Annotated in this window: 15 protein-coding genes; 9 read left to right on the plus strand and 6 right to left on the minus strand. The window is 64.9% G+C overall.

Annotated features, from left to right (window positions below; all coding sequences use genetic code 11):
* Positions 1-179 precede the first annotated feature (179 nt).
* Entirely contained in the window at positions 180-1,034 is an 855-nt protein-coding gene (gene ypfJ, locus OUY36_RS04240; RefSeq protein WP_267936914.1) for a KPN_02809 family neutral zinc metallopeptidase, read from the minus strand.
* A gap of 127 nt (positions 1,035-1,161) precedes the next feature.
* Positions 1,162-1,596, minus strand: coding sequence for a DUF411 domain-containing protein (locus OUY36_RS04245; RefSeq protein WP_125869424.1), 435 nt, complete (start codon positions 1,594-1,596; stop codon positions 1,162-1,164).
* A 193-nt stretch (positions 1,597-1,789) separates the two neighbouring features.
* On the opposite strand from OUY36_RS04245, the gene OUY36_RS04250 reads away from it, so the two are divergent.
* Positions 1,790-2,329 carry a DUF4345 domain-containing protein gene (locus tag OUY36_RS04250; protein WP_110778088.1) on the plus strand — a complete coding sequence of 180 codons (540 nt, stop codon included), beginning with the start codon at positions 1,790-1,792 and terminating at the stop codon, positions 2,327-2,329.
* A gap of 6 nt (positions 2,330-2,335) precedes the next feature.
* Here OUY36_RS04250 and OUY36_RS04255 read toward each other — a convergent pair whose 3' ends face one another.
* From OUY36_RS04255 to OUY36_RS04270, 4 genes are all read right to left on the minus strand, one after another.
* Positions 2,336-3,031 (minus strand): Crp/Fnr family transcriptional regulator, encoded by a 696-nt coding sequence (locus OUY36_RS04255; RefSeq protein ID WP_267936916.1) that lies wholly within the window; start codon positions 3,029-3,031, stop codon positions 2,336-2,338.
* A 98-nt stretch (positions 3,032-3,129) separates the two neighbouring features.
* Positions 3,130-3,915 (minus strand): type IV pili methyl-accepting chemotaxis transducer N-terminal domain-containing protein, encoded by a 786-nt coding sequence (locus OUY36_RS04260; protein ID WP_200630132.1) that lies wholly within the window; start codon positions 3,913-3,915, stop codon positions 3,130-3,132.
* 162 nt (positions 3,916-4,077) lie between these two features.
* A complete protein-coding gene (gene narL, locus OUY36_RS04265) occupies positions 4,078-4,686 on the minus strand; it encodes a two-component system response regulator NarL (protein WP_230725413.1) in 609 nt (202 codons plus the stop codon).
* Positions 4,664-6,640, minus strand: coding sequence for a histidine kinase (locus tag OUY36_RS04270; protein WP_267936918.1), 1,977 nt, complete (start codon positions 6,638-6,640; stop codon positions 4,664-4,666). The genes narL and OUY36_RS04270 overlap by 23 nt, the downstream gene beginning before the upstream one ends.
* Before the next feature lie 267 nt (positions 6,641-6,907).
* Here OUY36_RS04270 and OUY36_RS04275 point away from each other — a divergent pair, with 267 nt between their 5' ends.
* The 8 genes from OUY36_RS04275 (at position 6,908) to OUY36_RS04310 (ending at position 18,477) form a co-directional block, all read left to right on the plus strand.
* Positions 6,908-8,509, plus strand: a complete 1,602-nt coding sequence (locus tag OUY36_RS04275; RefSeq protein WP_110778084.1) for a NarK/NasA family nitrate transporter — start codon at positions 6,908-6,910, stop codon at positions 8,507-8,509.
* Positions 8,510-8,524: 15 nt separating this feature from the next.
* Entirely contained in the window at positions 8,525-8,983 is a 459-nt protein-coding gene (locus OUY36_RS04280; RefSeq protein ID WP_110778083.1) for a universal stress protein, read from the plus strand.
* 14 nt (positions 8,984-8,997) lie between these two features.
* A complete protein-coding gene (locus OUY36_RS04285; RefSeq protein ID WP_267936921.1) occupies positions 8,998-10,485 on the plus strand; it encodes an MFS transporter in 1,488 nt (495 codons plus the stop codon).
* A gap of 105 nt (positions 10,486-10,590) precedes the next feature.
* Positions 10,591-14,346: a nitrate reductase subunit alpha gene (locus tag OUY36_RS04290; protein WP_267936922.1), complete on the plus strand. Its 3,756-nt coding sequence runs from the start codon at positions 10,591-10,593 to the stop codon at positions 14,344-14,346.
* Positions 14,347-14,357: 11 nt separating this feature from the next.
* Positions 14,358-15,896: a nitrate reductase subunit beta gene (gene narH, locus OUY36_RS04295; protein WP_013981798.1), complete on the plus strand. Its 1,539-nt coding sequence runs from the start codon at positions 14,358-14,360 to the stop codon at positions 15,894-15,896.
* A gap of 3 nt (positions 15,897-15,899) precedes the next feature.
* Positions 15,900-16,655: a nitrate reductase molybdenum cofactor assembly chaperone gene (narJ, locus tag OUY36_RS04300; protein ID WP_267936923.1), complete on the plus strand. Its 756-nt coding sequence runs from the start codon at positions 15,900-15,902 to the stop codon at positions 16,653-16,655.
* Positions 16,648-17,439, plus strand: coding sequence for a respiratory nitrate reductase subunit gamma (gene narI / locus OUY36_RS04305; protein WP_267936924.1), 792 nt, complete (start codon positions 16,648-16,650; stop codon positions 17,437-17,439). Before narJ ends, narI begins: the two co-directional genes overlap by 8 nt.
* Before the next feature lie 81 nt (positions 17,440-17,520).
* Positions 17,521-18,477, plus strand: coding sequence for a peptidylprolyl isomerase (locus tag OUY36_RS04310; protein ID WP_267936925.1), 957 nt, complete (start codon positions 17,521-17,523; stop codon positions 18,475-18,477).
* Positions 18,478-18,538: the final 61 nt, after the last annotated feature.

Raw genomic sequence — 18,538 nt, forward strand, 5'->3', positions numbered from 1 at the left:
ACGGGGCTTGGGGGTGGGCTGAAGCCCACCCTACGCAGGGCGCCAGGTGTCGTGTCGGAGAGGGCAGCGGCGCTGGAACGTCATCGAAGGTTGGGCTTCAGCCCACCAGTCATCGCAACGATCCTCGCAGGCGTGCCCCTACCCTGACTGCGTCAGGCGAGGGGCACGCCTGGAAGCGCCTACAGCCGTGCCGCCTTGAAGGTGTCGCAGCGCGCCGGATCGCCATGTTCGAAGCCGTCGCGGAACCAGCGCACCCGCTGCGCCGAGGTACCGTGGGTAAAGGCATCCGGCACCACGCGGCCCTGGCTGCGCTTCTGCAGGTTGTCATCACCGATGGCGTTGGCGGCGTTCAGCGCTTCTTCCAGATCGCCTTCTTCCAGCCAGTCGTGGCGTTGCTGCGCGTGATAGGCCCAGACGCCGGCATAGCAGTCGGCCTGCAGTTCCTGGCGCACCAGCAGGCCGTTGTCGCCTTCCATCTGCGCACCGCGCTGGCGGGCTGTCTGCATCTGCCGGGAAACGCCAAGCAGGGTCTGCACGTGATGACCGACCTCATGGGCGATCACATAGGCCTGGGCGAAGTCGCCTGCAGCGGAAAAGCGCTGGGCCATCTCGTCGAAGAACTGCAGGTCGAGGTAGACCTGCTGATCGCCGGGGCAATAGAACGGGCCGACCGCCGAACTGGCGAAGCCGCAGGCCGAGTTCACGCCGCCGCGAAACAGCACCAGGGTCGGGTCGCGATACTGCACGCCGTTCTGCTGGAACAGCGCGCGCCAGGTGTCTTCAGTGTCGCCGAGCACAGCGCGGACGAATTCCACCTGTGGATCGTCGCCGGTCGGGCGCTGGCTTTGCTGGGAGACTGCAGGCCCGCCCTGGTTGGCCAGCTGGCCGAGGATCTGCAGCGGGTCCTGGCCGGAGAGCAGGCCGATCACCACCACGATGGCGATGCCGCCCAGACCCAGGCCGCCCAGGCGCATGCCGCTGCGGCCCCTGGCGTCCACTACGTTGTCGCTGCGTCGGGCTCGTTTCCAGCGCATGAGTTGCCCCTCGGAAATGGTGGATGGGAGCGTCGCGGCCGCAGCGAAGCGGCCAACGCCTTCCACTCAGACCCGTGAGCGGGCAAAAAAGCTGCAGCGGGTGTGGGCTCGGGTCGCGCCGGCGCTATCAGTTGCCCGGGTACTCGGAGATCACCCGCTCCTGGCCCTGCTTGCTGACGCCGATCACCTGAAAGGCGTCCTTGCGCTCGCCCATCTCCATACCGGGCGAGCCGACCGGCATGCCCGGAACGGCGGCACCGATCAGGTCGGGTTGCGCGCGCAGCTTGAGGATGTCGGCCGCCGGTACGTGGCCTTCGACGAACTTGCCGTCGATCACGCCGGTGTGACAGGAACCGAGACGGTGTGGAATCCCATGTTCCATCTTCACCGAGGTCATGTCGTTGACCACATGATCGGCAACGGCGAAGCCGTTGTCTTCCAGATGCTCGATCCACGCCTTGCAGCAGCCGCAGTTGGGGTCGCGGTAGACGTCGATGGCGATGGGGTCGGCCGCCTGGGCGAAGCCGGCGAGCAGGACGGGTAGAAGCAGAAGGCGGCGCATGGGCATCTCCAATCAGCGAGGCGCCCAGAATACGCCGGCTCGCGACCATCCCCAAGCTGCGAGTCGTGTGCAATTGTCACCGCCGGCGTGGTGTTCGGACCGCCGGCCGTGTGCTCGGGCGCAGAACAAAAGGGCGGCGCGGCAGTCCCATGCCAACCGGAAGAGCGAGTCGCACCCATCAGGAGAGTTTTCGATGCGTTTTGCCCGTTTCGTTCTGCTCGCGCAGGCGCTGGTGATGGCCTGCCTGAGCCTGGCCTACTGGTTGCGCCCCTACGAGATGGCCAACCTGAACGGCATGCTGTTGATGGAAGAGGCCTCTGTCAGCCATATGCGGGTCTACTACGGTGGTCTGCAGCTGGGCCTGGCGGCCTTCCTGATCTGGGCCGCGCGTGCCCCCGAACGGGCGCGGCCGGCGCTGATGATGCTGATGATGACCCTGACGGCGCTGGTACTCGGCAGGCTGGTTTCGCTCTTGCTGGATGACAGCGCACTGGTTGGCTTCGACCTGGCCTCGTTGATCTACCGGGTGCTGGCTGCGGTTCTGGCAGGCGTCGCCTGGCAGGTCATCCGCGAACGTCCCGAGGCGGAACCCGAGCGCATCGAGCCGGCCACTCGCAGGCTGGTCAGCGAACCGCCGAAACCGTTTCAGCTCGGTGACGGCCCGCCGCCGGTCGAACCTGCCGTCAGTGAAGTCGCGCCGCAGCCGTTTCGGCGCGGCGGTCCCGATGACTGAGCCCGTTCAGGCCGCCGCTTCCAGATAGGCCGAGAGGCTGTGCTGGTCGAGTATTTCGATACGCCGCCGCTGCACGGCGATCAGGCCCGCGTCGGTCAGCCGGTGCAGGATGCGCGAGAGGGTTTCCGGCTGGATGCCGAGCTGCGACGCGATCAGGCGCTTGGGCAGGTCCAGATCGATGACGTCGCTGTGCGCAGCCTGCAGCTCCTGGAACAGATAGCGCACCACGCGCTGGCAGACATTGGATGAGGTCAGGTTGTCGATCTGATGCAGGCGCTGGTTGAGCCGGGCGCTCAGACTGCTGAGCAGCTGCATGCACAGCTGCGGCTGATTCTCCAGCAGGCGCAGGTAGTGGCTGTTCTGCACGTTGAGCACCAGACTCTCCTTGAGTGTGGTGGCGCTCAGCGGATGTTCGGGCAGCTTGTCGAACAGCATGGTTTCGGCGAAGGCCTCGCCGGGCCGGATCACCTCGATCACCTTTTCCTGGCCATCGCTGGTGACCCGGTGCAGTTTGACCTGACCGCTGATCAGCAGATGGAAATGCTCGGCCGCATCGCCTTGGTGGAACAGCGTGCATCCGGCGAGCAGGCGCTTGGCCGTGGTATGCGAGGCGATGGCGTGCAGCGATGTCTCGCTCAGGCCTCGGAACAGATGATGACGGCGCAATGTGTTGAGCACGGTGGAGCCTGTCAGCATGGCCATCCCCTTCCTTTCGATGTGGGCATGCTAGGTTGCAAGATGCCTCTATCCCATTGTCCCTAAGCCATACCTCTTTCTAGGCAGCCGGTGGCGGCCGGTGCTCAGCGTGCGCCACCGGCCAGGCGTTCGTAGTCGAGGGTCAGTTGCTCGATCTTGCGCAGCAGCGAATCGCTGGTGGTGACGATCACCGTAGGCACGAAGCGCGAGTCATCCGCCAGGCTGAACCCGGCCCGGGCGAAGCGCCACTGGGTGTCGATCTGCTCGAGCTGACGGCGGATCTCTTCGGTGTTCTGCGGCGCCTTCTGCAGTTCCGCCTGGCCGCGTTCGAACTCGCTGACCGCCGCATCGAAGTCGCTGCGCAGGCGCGGATCCGGCAGTTTCCAGGCCATCGCCAGGTAAAGCATCGCGATGCGCTGGCTGAGCATGCGCTGGCGACCGCTGCGGTTGACCAGTTGCGCCGCCTGGCTGCCGCTGTGCCGCTCGATGGTCTGGACCAGGGTTTCGCTCTGGGCGAGGAAGCGTTCGGCCAGGCGCAGCAGTTCCGCCGACTGTTCGCGATCCGGCCGGCCCAGGGCGAGCTGGCGATACTCGGTCCAGGTCTGGGTGGCCTCCCGCAGCGCCTTGCGCACGCCGTCGCTGGGCGCGTATTCATCCAGCAGTTGGGTGTTTTCCTCGATGCTGGCGATGCTGCTGTCGAGCTGGCTGGCGGCGAGGTCGACACGGGTTTCGCTGCCGATCATCAGGTAATTCTTGGCGATGCGCTGGCTGAGCATGCGCTGCATGCCGGCGCGGTTGACCGCCTCGGCGTCGCTGATGGCGGCCAGGCAGGGCGAGCTGGCGGCCAGCAGGCCGAGCAGCAGGGAAGTGGGCAGCAGGATCTTGAACATGGAGCGCTCCTTACATCCGGTCGGGCGCGATGCTGACCGGCTGGTCAGTTCGACGAGGACGAGACGATAGAGCGCTTCACCGCGTTGGCATTGATGATCGTCAAGGGCTGGGGAGCGTTATCAGGAGATGCGTGACAGCGCACAGAAACGCAGTCGGCACGATCAGCCCTTCGCTTCGTTCTCCAGCACCCAGACCGCCGCTTCGACCCGCGAGCGCAGGCCCAGCTTGTGCAGCAGGTTCTTCACATGGACCTTGACCGTGCCCTCGGTGATGCCGAGCTTGCGGGCGATCATCTTGTTGCTCTGGCCCTTGGCGATCTGCCGCAATACTTCCTTCTCACGCTTGGTCAGGCTGGAGAACTGCACCTGCCCGCTGGGCTTGGGGCGTACCCGGATGGCTTCGGCGAGCACCTGGGTCAGCTCCGGGCTCAGGGCCATGCGCCCGGTGGCGGCGATGCGGATCTGCTCGATCAACTGTTCGGCATCCATGTCCTTGAGCAGGTAGCCGTCGGCGCCGTTGCGCAGCGCCTCGAGCACGTGGCCCTGTTCGTCGGAAACGGTGAACATGATGATCCGCGCGTCGATATCCGCGTCGCGCATGCGCCGAGTGGTCTCCAGGCCGTCGATACCCGGCATGTTCAGGTCCATCAGGATCAGGTCCGGCTCCACTTCCTGGGCCAGGCGGATGGCGTCTTCGCCGTTGCCTGCCTCGCCGACCGTTTCCAGGTCGTCTTCCAGGTCCAGCAGGTCACGTAGGCCCCGACGCATCATGGGATGGTCGTCCACCAGCAAGATTCGTGTGGTAGTTCCTTCGTTCATGCGTGACAGGCTCCTGTTTCACGGGAATGTTGCGATAGACGGGTGGAAACGCCAGATGCACGAGGGTGCCACCGCCGGGGCGCAGATCGATGCTGATCCTGCCGTTCAGGCTGCTGGCACGCTCCTGCAGGATGATCAGGCCATAGTGCCCGGCGCGTTGGCCTTCGGGTTCAATGCCGATGCCATCGTCCTCGATCCTGACGTGGATGGTGCCGCTGTCATCCTGGGTCAGGCGCAGCCAGCAATGCTCGGCCTCGGCATGCTTGACGACGTTGCTCAAGGCTTCGCGGATGATCTGCAGGCAATGCACCTCCTCGTTGGGCGTCAGCGGGCAGTGGTCGAGCTGATAGTCGTGCTCGATCAGCAGCCCGGAGTTGGCGCTGAACTCCTCGATGGTGGCCTGCAGGGCGGGTTTCAGCCCCGGCTCGTTGACCTTGATACGGAAGGTGGTGAGCAGCTCGCGCAGCTGGCGGTAGGCTGCATTGAGCCCCTGGTCGATCTGCTGCACGCTGTCGTCCAGCTGGGCCGGACTGCTGTCTTTGAGCATCAGCCGCTTGAGCCGCGCCAACTGCAGCTTCTGCGCCGAGAGCGCCTGGGCCAGCGAGTCGTGCAGCTCGCGGGCGATGACCGCGCGTTCCTCCATCAGCGCCAGGCGCGCCTGCTTCTGGCCCAGCTGCGCCAGGCTCAGGGAGGCAGCGAAGAGGTCAGCGAGGGTGGTCAGCAGCAGGGTCTGCCAGGCTTCCAGTGGCTGGCCCGGCGGGTGGGCGACGCGCAGCGAGCCGAGGTCATCCTGGCCAGAGCGCAATTCGAAGGACATCAGCTCCTCGCCGCTGGGCAGGCGACCGGTCTGGTTGACCAGACAGGTCCCGCATTGCGGCAGCTTGCAGTATTCCGGCGGGCGCAGATCGCGGGATGTCATGGCGGTATGGCTGCCGGCTTCGGCCGAGCGGTTCAGGCACAGCGAGATCGGCCCGGTGCCGAGGATCTGCTGCATCTTGGCGAGCAGCGAGCCCATCATCTGCGAAGGATCGTCCGGCTGGCTGTAGAGCATGCGCGCGCTGTTGAACAGCAGCTGCAGCGTGGCGTTGCTGCGGGTGAGGGCGGCGGTCTTGTCGTCGACCTTCTGCTCCATGTCGGCATAGAGGCTGGCCAGCTCCTTGCTCATCTGGTTGAGGGTGCGTGCCAGCAGGCTCAGCTCGGTTTCGCCGGGGATCTGTACCTCGCCGCTGAAGTCACCCTTGCCGATGTCGCGCGCCAGCTTGGTCAGGCTGCGCAGCGGCGTGGCCAGGTTGTTGTGCAGGCCGTAGATCAGCACGAAGGCGATCAGCACGATGACGAACAGCGTCCCCGCCTGCAGGGCACGGATGACGCCAAGCTTGCCTTCGGAGGCTTCCTGCAGGGAGCGCACGAAGACGTCCAGCTCGCTGACGAACTCCGGTACCTCCCGGCGATAGTCCTCCAGCTGCGGCGGCTGTGCGTCGAGCAGCGGACGCATGCGTTCCTGCCAGTGTCGCAGCACACCGGCGTGCAGGGCCGGCAGCTCGGTGTTGCCATGGCGATGCAGGGCCGAGCGCAGCGAGGCGGAGCGCAGGATCCGTTCGAGGCTGTCGATGCGTGCCTCCAGTGCCGCTTCCGGACCCTGCTCCGCGGTGAACGACAACCGGTAGGCCTGCATGCGCAGGCTGCCGGCCTGGTTGATGGCCTCGGCATCGCCTTCCAGCGCATCGGCCAGATAGAGGCTGGCCAGCATGCTGACCAGGGAAAAGCCGATGATCACGACGAACGCCACCAGCGTATTGAAAACGATGGAGTGGCGGGTGGAGAGCTGGTCGCGGTCGAGTTGAGGCATGGTCGGATCGTCAGACGGTGATGCCGCATTCTGCGCGCAGCGGCTTCTGCTGGCCATGGTCGTGGATGTACTCCCAATGCATTCCGGGCCGATTAAGGTCGTTCCATCGCCTGCGGCGTTTTTCAGTAACTACCTGATATATAAGAATTAATTTTCGAAAAACAGGAGTACCCCGTCGGAGGTAGAAAGGTGCCGCTGAGCAAAATGCCAGCAGGTGCGTGTTGACCTGAGTCAACTTCGGATCGATCCCTCGCCCTTAGCGTGCGAGCCATTCGTGGTCCCGCTTCGTTTGCAAGTGGGGCCCTGGCGCCAAGAGGATCGACCATGAGCAATATCGAAAAGTGGGACGTGGAGGACCAGGTCTTCTGGGACACCACTGGCAAGCGGGTCGCCAATCGCAACCTCTGGATCTCCATCCCGAGTCTGCTGATGGGCTTCGCCATCTGGCTGATGTGGGGCATCGTCACGGTGCAGATGCTCAACCTCGGCTTTCCGTTCGCGCCTGCCGAGCTGTTCACCCTGACCGCCATCGCCGGTCTCACCGGCGCCACCTTGCGCATTCCGGCGTCGTTCATGATCCGCATCGCGGGTGGGCGCAACACCATCTTCCTCACCACCGCGCTGCTGATGATTCCCGCAGCCGGCGCCGGCATTGCCCTGCAGAGCCAGGACACCCCGCTGTGGGTATTCCAGCTGCTGGCCTTTCTCTCCGGCATCGGCGGCGGCAACTTCGCCTGCTCGATGAGCAACATCAGCACGTTCTTCCCGAAGAACCAGCAGGGTCTGGCGCTGGGCCTCAATGCGGGCCTGGGTAACTTCGGCGTGACCACCATGCAGATCCTCATCCCGCTGGTGATGACTGCCGGCGTGTTCGGTGCGGCGGCTGGCGCGCCGATGGAGCTGATCAAGGACAGCGGCACGCTGATCGGCAAGATCTCCGCCGGCACCGACACCTGGATTCAGAACGCCGGCTGGGTCTGGCTGCTGTTCCTTGTGCCGCTGGCCTTCGCCGGCTGGTTCGGCATGAACAACCTGCTGGTCATCTCGCCGACGCCGGGCTACCCGCTGAATGCCTTCGGCAAGATCCTCGGCCTCTATGCGGTGGCCTTCATCGCCGCCGCTATCGGCCTGTACCTCTACCTGCCTGCGCCGACCGGCCTTGGTGTGCTGAACATGTGGGGCGTGATGCTGCTGACCATCGGCGCGACGCTGGGCATGCTGCGCCTGCTGCCGGGCAGCATCAGCCCGAACATCAAGCGCCAGTTCACCATCTTCCGTGACAAGCACACCTGGTCGATGAGCGTGCTGTACATCCTGACCTTCGGCTCGTTCATCGGCTTCTCCATGGCACTGCCGCTGTCGATCACGGTGATTTTCGGCTTCGTCAACGATGTGGCGGCCGACGGCACCGTCACTCGCATCGCCAACCCCAACGCACCGAGCGCACTGACCTACGCCTGGATCGGACCCTTCATCGGCGCGCTGATCCGTCCGCTGGGCGGCTGGATCTCCGACAAGGTCGGCGGCTCCATCGTCACCCAGGTGATCTCGGTGGTCATGGTCATCGCCTCGGTCGCCGCCGGCTACGTGATGCACCAGGCCTACGTTTCGCCCCAGCCGGAGGAGTACTTCTTCCTCTTCCTGGTGCTGTTCCTGGTGCTGTTCGCGGCCAGCGGCATCGGCAACGGCTCGACCTTCCGCACCATCGGCGTGATCTACGACCGCGAGAAGGCCGGCCCGGTACTCGGCTGGACCTCCGCCGTCGCCGCCTACGGCTCCTTCGTCGCTCCGATCGTGATCGGCGAGCAGGTCAAGGCTGGTACTCCCGAGGTGGCGATGTATGGCTTCGCGGTGTTCTACGCGCTGTGCCTGATCCTCAACTGGTGGTTCTACCTGCGTCCCAACGCCTATGTGAAGAACCCCTGAGTCCGGAGAGCCGCCATGAAAATCATGATTGCCTACGACAACTCGCGTAACGCCAGGAAAGCCCTGGACGCCACCCTCGAGATGTTCGGCCCGCTCAAGCCGCTGATCATGTTGATCGGCGTGGTGGAAGAAACCCGCGACACCAGCGACTCGGCGGTCGAGCTGTACGAGCGCGAGCGTCGCGAATTTCAGGCCTTCCTGCAGGAGGCTGCGGCCAAGGTCAGCGCCTTCGGCCTGGACGTCGACGTGATCCTCGCCGAAGGCGACGCCCGCAAGATGATCCTCAAGGCGGCCGAGCACAAGAAGCCGGACCTGCTGGTCATCGCGCGGCACTCCAACGAACCGGACGGCGGCTTCATCTCCCGCTCGCTGAATCTGCTGGTCGACGAGCTCGACTACATGACCTTCGGCAGCGTCAGCGCCTTCCTGGCCCGCCGGGCGCCTTGCCCGGTCCTGATCCAAGCCTGTCCCTGAGTGAGGAGCTCATCATGAGAGTTTCTACGCTGTTCGAATGGAAGCGCCCCGAGATCCGGGCCCTGCACCTGACCTGGATCGCCTTCTACATCTGTTTCTTCGTCTGGTTCGGCATGGCGCCGCTGGCCTCGAGCATGCTGAAGAGCGTGAACTGGCTGACGCCCGAAGACCTCAAGCTGTTCGCCATCGCCAACGTGGCGCTGACCATTCCGGCGCGCATCCTGGTCGGCATGGCGCTCGACAACTGGGGCCCGCGCCGGGTGTTTTCGGTGCTGCTGGTGGTGATGGCCGCGCCGGCGCTGTTCTTCGCCTTTGGTGACAGCCGCACCCAGCTGCTGGTCTCGCGGCTGATCCTCAGCTCCATCGGCGCCAGCTTCGTGGTCGGCATCCACATGACCGCCATGTGGTTCAAGCCCAAGGACATCGGTTTCGCCGAGGGTTTCTACGCCGGCTGGGGCAACTTCGGTTCCGCCGCCGCCGCCATGAGCCTGCCGGCCATCGCCATCCATGCCTTCGGCGGTCCGGAAGGCTGGCGCTGGGCGATCGCCAGCTCGGCGATCATCATGGCCGTCTACGGGGTGTACTACTGGTTCGCCCTTACCGACGGCCCGGCCGGCACCGTGCACCGCAAGCCGCACAAGGCCAGCGCGCTGGAAGTCAGCACCTGGGCCGACATGATCAAGCTGATCATCTGGACCATCCCTATGGTCGGCGTGCTCGGCATCCTGGTCTGGCGCATCGAGAAGCTGGGCTACCTGGGTTCCACCGGCGCGCTGATCAGCTACGCGGTGATCGCGCTGGTGGTGGTCTTCCAGATCGTGCAGATCCTGCGGGTCAACGTGCCGATCCTGAAAAAGGGCGTGCCGGAAGACGACAAGTACCCCTTCAACACCGTGGCCGCGCTGAACTCCACCTACTTCGCCAACTTCGGCGCGGAGCTGGCGGTGGTCTCGATGCTGCCGATGTTCTTCGAGCAGACCTGGGGGCTGACGCCGACCACCGCCGGCATCATCGCCGCCTCCTTCGCCTTCGTGAACCTGGTGGCGCGGCCGATGGGCGGGCTGGTCTCCGACCGCTTCGGCAACCGCCGCTTCGTCATGCTCGCCTACATGCTCGGCATCGCCGTCGGCTTCTTCCTGATGGGGCTGATGAACGCCGCCTGGCCGCTGATCGTCGCTGTCGCGATTACCGTGGCCTGCTCGATGTTCGTCCAGGGCGCCGAGGGTGCGACCTTCGGGATCATCCCCTCGATCAAGCGCCGCGTCACCGGGCAGATCTCCGGCATGGCCGGGGCCTACGGCAACGTCGGCGCCGTCTGCTACCTGACCCTCTACACCTTCGTGACCCCCTCGCAGTTCTTCATGGTGATCGCCGCCGGTGCCTTCGTCAGCTTTGGGCTCTGCCTGCTCTGGCTGAAGGAGCCCGAGGGCGCGTTCTCCGACGAGTACTACGTGTCCAGCGTCGACCGCGAGCTGGAGGCCCGCCAGAAGCTCGCGTCCTGAAATTTCACCGAACGAATGCGCCAGCCACCCCGGCTGGCGCAAGCCGAGATTGATAAGCCGACCGGTCGGGCCAGTGGTTCGCAACCGGAGTGAGGAGAGAAACCAATGAGCCACTTGCTCGATCAACTGCGCTTCTTCAACAGGAAGCAAGGCGAGTTCGCCGATGGTCATGGCGAAACCCGTATCGAATCCCGCGACTGGGAGAACGTCTACCGCTCGCGCTGGCAGTACGACAAGATCGTGCGCTCGACCCACGGCGTGAACTGCACCGGTTCCTGCTCCTGGAAGATCTACGTGAAGAACGGCCTGATCACCTGGGAAACCCAGCAGACCGACTACCCGCGCACCCGCAACGACCTGCCCAACCACGAGCCACGCGGCTGCCCGCGCGGTGCCAGCTACAGCTGGTACATCTACAGCGCCAACCGCCTGAAGTACCCGAAGGTGCGCAAGCCGCTGCTGAAACTCTGGCGTGAAGCGCGGCGCAACATGACCCCGGTGGACGCCTGGGCCAGCATCGTCGAGGACAAGGCCAAGGCCGAGTCCTACAAGAGCAAGCGCGGCATGGGCGGCTTCATCCGTTCCAGCTGGGACGAAGTCAACGAGATCATCGCCGCGGCCAACGTCTACACCGTCAAGCAGTACGGTCCGGACCGCGTCATCGGCTTCTCGCCGATCCCGGCCATGTCCATGGTTTCCTACGCGGCTGGTAGCCGTTACCTGTCGCTGATCGGCGGCGTGTGCCTGTCGTTCTACGACTGGTACTGCGACCTGCCGCCGGCCTCGCCGCAGATCTGGGGCGAGCAGACCGACGTGCCGGAATCGGCCGACTGGTACAACTCCAACTACATCATCGCCTGGGGCTCCAACGTCCCGCAGACCCGTACGCCGGACGCTCACTTCTTCACCGAGGTCCGCTACAAGGGCACCAAGACCGTCGCCATCACCCCGGACTACGCCGAAGTCGCCAAGCTCACCGACCTCTGGCTCAACCCGAAGCAGGGCACCGACGCCGCGCTGGCGCAAGCCTTCGCCCACGTCATCTTCAAGGAATTCCACCTCGAGAAGCCGAGCGAGTACTTCCGCGACTACGCCAAGCGCTACACCGACCTGCCGGTGCTGGTGCGCCTGAACGAGAAGGACGGCAGCTACATCGCCGACCGCTTCCTGCGCGCCTCGGACCTGGCCGACAACCTCGGTCAGGAAAACAATCCCGAGTGGAAGACCATCGCCGTCGACGGCAGCACCGGCGAGCTGGTTTCGCCGCTGGGTTCGATCGGCTACCGCTGGGGTGAGAAGGGCAAGTGGAACATCGAAGCCCGCGAAGGCAAGGACGGTCGTGATGTCGACCTCTCCCTGACCCAGATCGATGGCGGCGAGACGGCCGAGGTCGCCTTCCCGTACTTTGGCGGCATTCTCCACGAGCACTTCCAGCACGCCGAAGGCGAAAGCATCCAGCTGCGCCGCGTGCCGGTCCGCACCATCACCCTGGCCGACGGCAGCACCACCAAGGTCGCCACCGTGTTCGACCTGATGGCTGCCAACCTTGGTATCGACCGTGGTCTGGGTGGCGGCAACGTCGCTTCCAGCTACGACGACGCCAGCGTGCCCGGCACCCCGGCCTGGCAAGAAGTCATCACTGGCGTGTCCCGCGAGAAGGCGATCCAGATCGCCCGTGAATTCGCCGACAACGCCGACAAGACCCATGGTCGGTCGATGATCATCGTCGGTGCGGCGATGAACCACTGGTACCACATGGACATGAACTACCGCGGCCTGATCAACATGCTGATGTTGTGCGGTTGCGTCGGTCAGACCGGTGGTGGCTGGGCGCACTACGTGGGTCAGGAGAAGCTGCGTCCGCAGTGCGGCTGGCTGCCGCTGGCCTTCGGCCTCGACTGGAGCCGTCCGCCGCGCCAGATGAACGGCACCAGCTTCTTCTACAACCACAGCTCGCAGTGGCGCCACGAGAAGATGAGCATCCACGAGGTGCTCTCGCCGCTGGCCGACAAGTCTCAGTTCCCCGAGCACATGCTCGACTACAACATCCGCGCCGAACGCGCCGGCTGGCTGCCGAGCGCACCGCAGCTCAACCGCAACCCGCTGCAGATCTGCCGTGACGCCGAAGCTGCCGGCATGTCGCCGGTCGACTACGTCACCCAGTCGCTGAAGGACGGCTCACTGAAGTTCGCCTGCGAACAGCCGGACAATCCGGATAACTTCCCGCGCAACATGTTCGTCTGGCGCTCCAACCTCCTGGGCAGTTCGGGCAAGGGCCACGAGTACATGCTCAAGTACCTCCTGGGCACCAAGAACGGCGTGATGAACGAAGACCTCGGCAAGCGCGACGGCTTCAAGCCGACCGAGGCCGAATGGCAGGACGAGGGCGCCATCGGCAAGCTCGATCTGGTCACCACCCTCGACTTCCGCATGTCCTCGACCTGCGTGTACTCCGACATCGTTCTGCCGACCGCGACCTGGTACGAGAAGGACGACATGAACACCTCGGACATGCACCCCTTCATCCACCCGCTGTCGGCAGCCATCGATCCGGCCTGGGAAGCGCGTTCCGACTGGGAGATCTACAAGGGCATCGCCAAGGCCTTCTCGAAGATGGCCGAAGGTCAGCTGGGCGTGGAGAAGGACCTGGTCACCGTGCCGCTCCTGCACGACAGCCCCGGCGAACTGGCGCAGCCGTTCGGCGGTACCGACTGGAAGACCGCTGGCGTCGATCCGCAGCCGGGCAAGAACTGCCCGAACATGGCGGTGGTCGAGCGCGACTACCCGAACACCTACAAGAAGTTCACCTCCCTCGGCCCGCTGCTGGACAAGCTCGGCAACGGCGGCAAGGGCATCAACTGGAACACCCAGCACGAGGTCGATTTCCTCGGCGAGCTGAACTACAAGGTGCGCGACGAGGGCGTCAGCCAAGGGCGTCCGCAGATCGAGTCGGCCATCGATGCTGCCGAGGTCATCCTCAGCCTGGCACCGGAAACCAATGGCCATGTCGCCGTGAAGGCCTGGGCCGCGCTGTCGGAATTCACCGGCCGCGATCACAGCCACCTGGCGCTGCCCAAGGAGCACGAGGCGATCCGCTTCCGTGACATCCAGGCGCAGCCACGCAAGATCATCTCCAGCCCGACCTGGTCGGGTCTGGAAGACGAGCATGTGTCGTACAACGCCGGCTACACCAACGTTCACGAGCTGATCCCGTGGCGCACCATCACCGGACGCCAGCAGTTCTTCCAGGATCACCCCTGGATGCAGGCCTTCGGCGAGCAGCTGATGAGCTACCGGCCGCCGATCAACACCCGCACCGTCGACTATGTGAAGGGCAAGAAGAGCAACGGCAACCCCGAGATCGTCCTGAACTGGATCACCCCGCACCAGAAGTGGGGCATCCACAGCACCTACTCGGACAACCTGATCATGCTCACCTTGAGCCGTGGCGGCCCGATCGTGTGGATGAGCGAAATCGACGCCAAGAAGGCCGGCATCGAGGACAACGACTGGATCGAGTGCTTCAACGCCAACGGCGCCCTGACCGCCCGCGCGGTGGTCAGCCAGCGCGTGATGGAAGGCATGGTGATGATGTACCACGCCCAGGAACGCATCGTGAACGTGCCGGGCGCCGAGAGCACCAAGACCCGCGGCGGCCACCACAACTCGGTGACCCGCGTGGTGCTCAAGCCCACCCACATGATCGGCGGCTACGCCCAGCAGGCGTACGGCTTCAACTACTACGGCACCGTGGGTTGCAACCGCGACGAGTTCGTCGTAGTGCGCAAGATGAACAAGGTCGACTGGCTCGATGGCCCGAATGGGCATGAGCTGCCGCAACCCCTGCCGCAAGACATCTGAGGAATAAGGCCATGAAGATTCGTTCACAAGTAGGCATGGTCCTGAACCTGGACAAGTGCATCGGCTGCCACACCTGCTCGATCACCTGCAAGAACGTCTGGACCAGCCGCGAAGGCATGGAATACGCCTGGTTCAACAACGTCGAGACCAAGCCCGGCATCGGCTACCCGAAGGAGTGGGAAAACCAGGACAAGTGGAAGGGCGGCTGGGTGCGCAACGGCGACGGCACCATCAACCCGAAAATCGGCGGCAAGTTCCGCGTGCTGGCGAACATCTTCGCCAACCCGGACCTGCCGACGATCGACGACTACTACGAGCCGTTCGACTTCGACTACCAGAACCTGCACACCGCGCCGATCTCCGAGCATCAGCCGGTGGCGCGTCCGCGCTCGCTGATCTCCGGTCAGCGCATGGAGAAGATCGAGTGGGGCCCGAACTGGGAGGAGATTCTCGGTACCGAGTTCGCCAAGCGCCGCAAGGACAAGAACTTCGACAAGGTGCAGGCCGACATCTACGGCCAGTACGAAAATACCTTCATGATGTACCTGCCGCGCCTGTGCGAGCACTGCCTTAACCCGGCCTGCGCCGCGTCCTGCCCGAGCGGTGCGATCTACAAGCGCGAGGAGGATGGCATCGTCCTCATCGACCAGGAGAAGTGCCGCGGCTGGCGCATGTGCATCAGCGGCTGCCCGTACAAGAAAATCTACTTCAACTGGAAGAGCGGCAAATCCGAGAAGTGCATCTTCTGCTTCCCGCGCATCGAGGCCGGCATGCCGACCGTCTGTGCCGAGACCTGCGTGGGCCGCATCCGCTACCTCGGCGTGCTGCTGTACGACGCCGACCGCATCCATGAAGTGGCCAGCACCGTCAACGAGCAGGACCTGTACGCCAAGCAGCTGGAGATCTTCCTCGATCCGTTCGACCCGAAGGTCATCGAGCAGGCGCTCAACGACGGCGTTCCGATGTCGGTGATCGAAGCCGCGCAGAAGTCGCCGGTATACAAGATGGCGGTGGACTGGAAGCTGGCCCTGCCGCTGCACCCGGAATACCGCACGCTGCCTATGGTCTGGTACGTGCCGCCGCTGTCGCCGATCCAGAACGCCGCCAGCGCCGGTCACGTCAGCATGGACGGCGTGCTGCCGGACGTCGACAGCCTGCGCATCCCGCTGCGCTATCTGGCCAACCTGCTCACCGCAGGCGACGAGGAGCCGGTCAAGCTGGCGCTCAAGCGCATGCTCGCCATGCGTGCCTACAAGCGCGCCGAGCAGGTCGATGGCGTGCAGGACCTCAAGGTGCTGGAGAGCGTCGGCCTGTCGGTGGCCCAGGTGGAGGACATGTACCGCTACCTGGCCATCGCCAACTACGAGGACCGCTACGTGATCCCGACCGCGCACCGCGAAGAGGCCATGAGCGATGCCTTCGCCGAGCGCTCCGGTTGCGGCTTCAGCTTCGGCAGCGGCTGCTCGGGCGCCTCGGACACCAACATGTTCGGCGCCAGGAAAGCCAACCGCCGCGACATCATCAAGACCGTCCAGCTGTGGGAGGACTGAGCCATGCGCATCCTTAAAGTGATTTCCCTGCTGCTGGACTATCCCGACCAGCACCTGCGCGACGGCCATGCCGAACTGGCCCAGGCCATCGGCTCGGCTCGCGAGATCAGCCCGGAGCAGCGCATCGCGCTGCGCCGCCTGCTCGACGAGCTGACCGAAGGCGACCTGATGGACGTGCAGGAGCGCTACACCGACCTGTTCGACCGCGGACGCGCGCTGTCGCTGCTCCTGTTCGAGCACGTGCATGGCGAGTCCCGCGATCGCGGCCAGGCCATGGTCGACCTGATGGCGCAGTACACCGAGGCCGGTTTTGCCATCGGTGTACGCGAGCTGCCGGATTACATCCCGCTGTACCTCGAGTACCTCGCCACCCGCGAAGACCTCGAGGCCCGCGAGGGGCTGGCCGATGTCGCCCATCTGCTGGCCCTGCTGGCGGCCCGTCTGCAGGAACGCGAGAGCCCGCATGCCGCGTGCTTCACCGCACTGCTGCAGATCGCCGGCGAGCCGGTGCAGGAAGCCCTGGCCGGTCTGCAGGAGCAGGTTGCCGCCGAAGAGCGCGACGACTCGCTGGAGGCCCTGGACAAGATCTGGGAGGAGGAGCAGGTCAACTTCCTCCAGGCCGAGCAGCAGGATCGCTGCCCATCCATGCCGAGCGGGCCGGGCAAGGCTCGCGAGGAAAGCCCGGTGCCGCTGCACTGGACCGATTTCAAGCATGACGGGCAGGCCGCCGCGCTCGCCCAGGAGGTGCGCAATGTCTAACTTCAATTTCCTGCTGTTCGGGGTCTACCCCTACATCGCCCTGGCCATCTGCCTGATCGGCAGCTGGGCGCGCTTCGACCTGTCGCAATACAGCTGGAAGGCCGGCTCGAGCCAGATGCTGTCGAACAACCGCATGCGCCTGGCGAGCAACCTGTTCCACGTCGGCATCATCTTCATCCTGGCCGGCCACTTCGTCGGCCTGCTGATGCCCGAGGCGCTTTATCACCACTTCATCACCAGCGGTCAGAAGCAGATCGTGGCGATGGTGTCCGGTGGCTTCTTCGGCATCCTCTGCCTGATCGGCCTGGTGATGCTGATCCATCGCCGGCTGACCGATGCGCGTGTGCGGGCCACCTCCAACACCAGCGACGTGATGATCCTGTTCGTGCTGCTGGCGCAGCTGGTGCTGGGTCTGCTGACCATCGTCGCCTCCACCGGCCACCTGGACGGTTCGGTGATGGTGCTGCTGGGCACCTGGGCGCAGAGCCTGGTCACCCTGCAGCCGGTCAAGGCCGCAGGCGCCATCGACTCGGTCAGCGTCATCTACAAGCTGCACGTGTTCCTCGGCATGACCCTGTTCGTGCTGTTCCCCTTCACCCGTCTGGTGCACATCGTCAGCGCGCCGGTGTGGTACCTGGGCCGGCGCTACCAGATCGTCCGGCAGAAGGGCGTCAAGCCGGCCATGCCGCGTCCGCAGCGCCCGCGCACCTACGAAGCACCGGTACGCGAAACCGCCGTGCCGTCCGCCGTGCCTGCCACGGCAAAGAGCAAGAGCCCGGTATGACTCTTGCCGGCTGACGCCCCACGCGTCAGCCGGTCTGGTCGATCGGATCGAAGCTTCAAGCGTCTTATCGAGGTAATCATCATGGGTTGTGGATGTGGTGGAAGCACGGGTGGTGGCGGCTGCGGTGGCGGCGCCCGCCCGGAAATCGAAGTGCCGGCTGAGGCCCCTCTGTTCGAGGAGCTGCCGCATGAAGAAGAACACCAGCCCGCCGAGGAGCAGGCCTCCGGCGAGCCGCTGCTGATCGCCAGCAGCGAGCAGGAGTGGCCGCGGGTGCGGGTCAACGGGGTGGCGATCGCGCCCCAGGCCATCGCCCAGGAATTGCAGTATCACCCCGCCGAGAGCCGCGACGACGCGGTCTTTCTGGCGACCCAGGCACTGGTGGTGCGCGAGCTGTTGCAGCAGCGCATCGCCGAACTCGGCCTGGTGGTGCGTGCTGAATCCGGTGAAAGCGAGGAAGAAGCGGCCACCCGCACGCTGATCGAACAGGAAGTGCCGCTGCCGCTGGCCGACGAGGCGGCCTGTCAGCAGTACTACAACGGCAACCGTCAGCGCTTCTTCAGCGCGCCGCTGCTGGCCGCGCGGCACATCCTGCTGGCCTGTCCGGCAGATGACGCCGAAGCGCGCAGCTTGGCGCGGGAACAGGCGCTGGGCCTGTTGCAGCAACTACAGGCGGCGCCGCAACGCTTCGCCGAGCTCGCGTTGCAGCATTCGGCCTGTCCGTCCAAGGAGCAGGGCGGGGCGCTTGGGCAGATCAGCAAGGGCCAGACCGTGCCGGAGTTCGAGCGCCAGCTGTTCCGTCTGCCGGTCGGCCTCTGCCAGCAGCCGCTGGAAAGCCGCTATGGCTACCACCTGGTGTTCGTCGACCAGCGTATCGAGGGCGAGCAATTGCCCTACGAGATCGTCGCCGGAACGATTCGCGCCGAGCTCAACCAGCGTGTCTGGCAGATCGGCGTCAGCCAGTACCTGCAGAACCTGGTGGGGGCGGCGAACATCGCGGGCATCCACCTGCAGGGCGCGGAAACGCCACTGATGCAATGACGTCGGCTTGGTCCTGCGCCGGGTGGATGGTGTTTCACCACCCACCGCGCGGGCCCACGGT

Source organism: Stutzerimonas sp. R40042, assembly GCF_026642215.1.
Taxonomy (GTDB): Bacteria; Pseudomonadota; Gammaproteobacteria; order Pseudomonadales; family Pseudomonadaceae; genus Stutzerimonas; species Stutzerimonas frequens.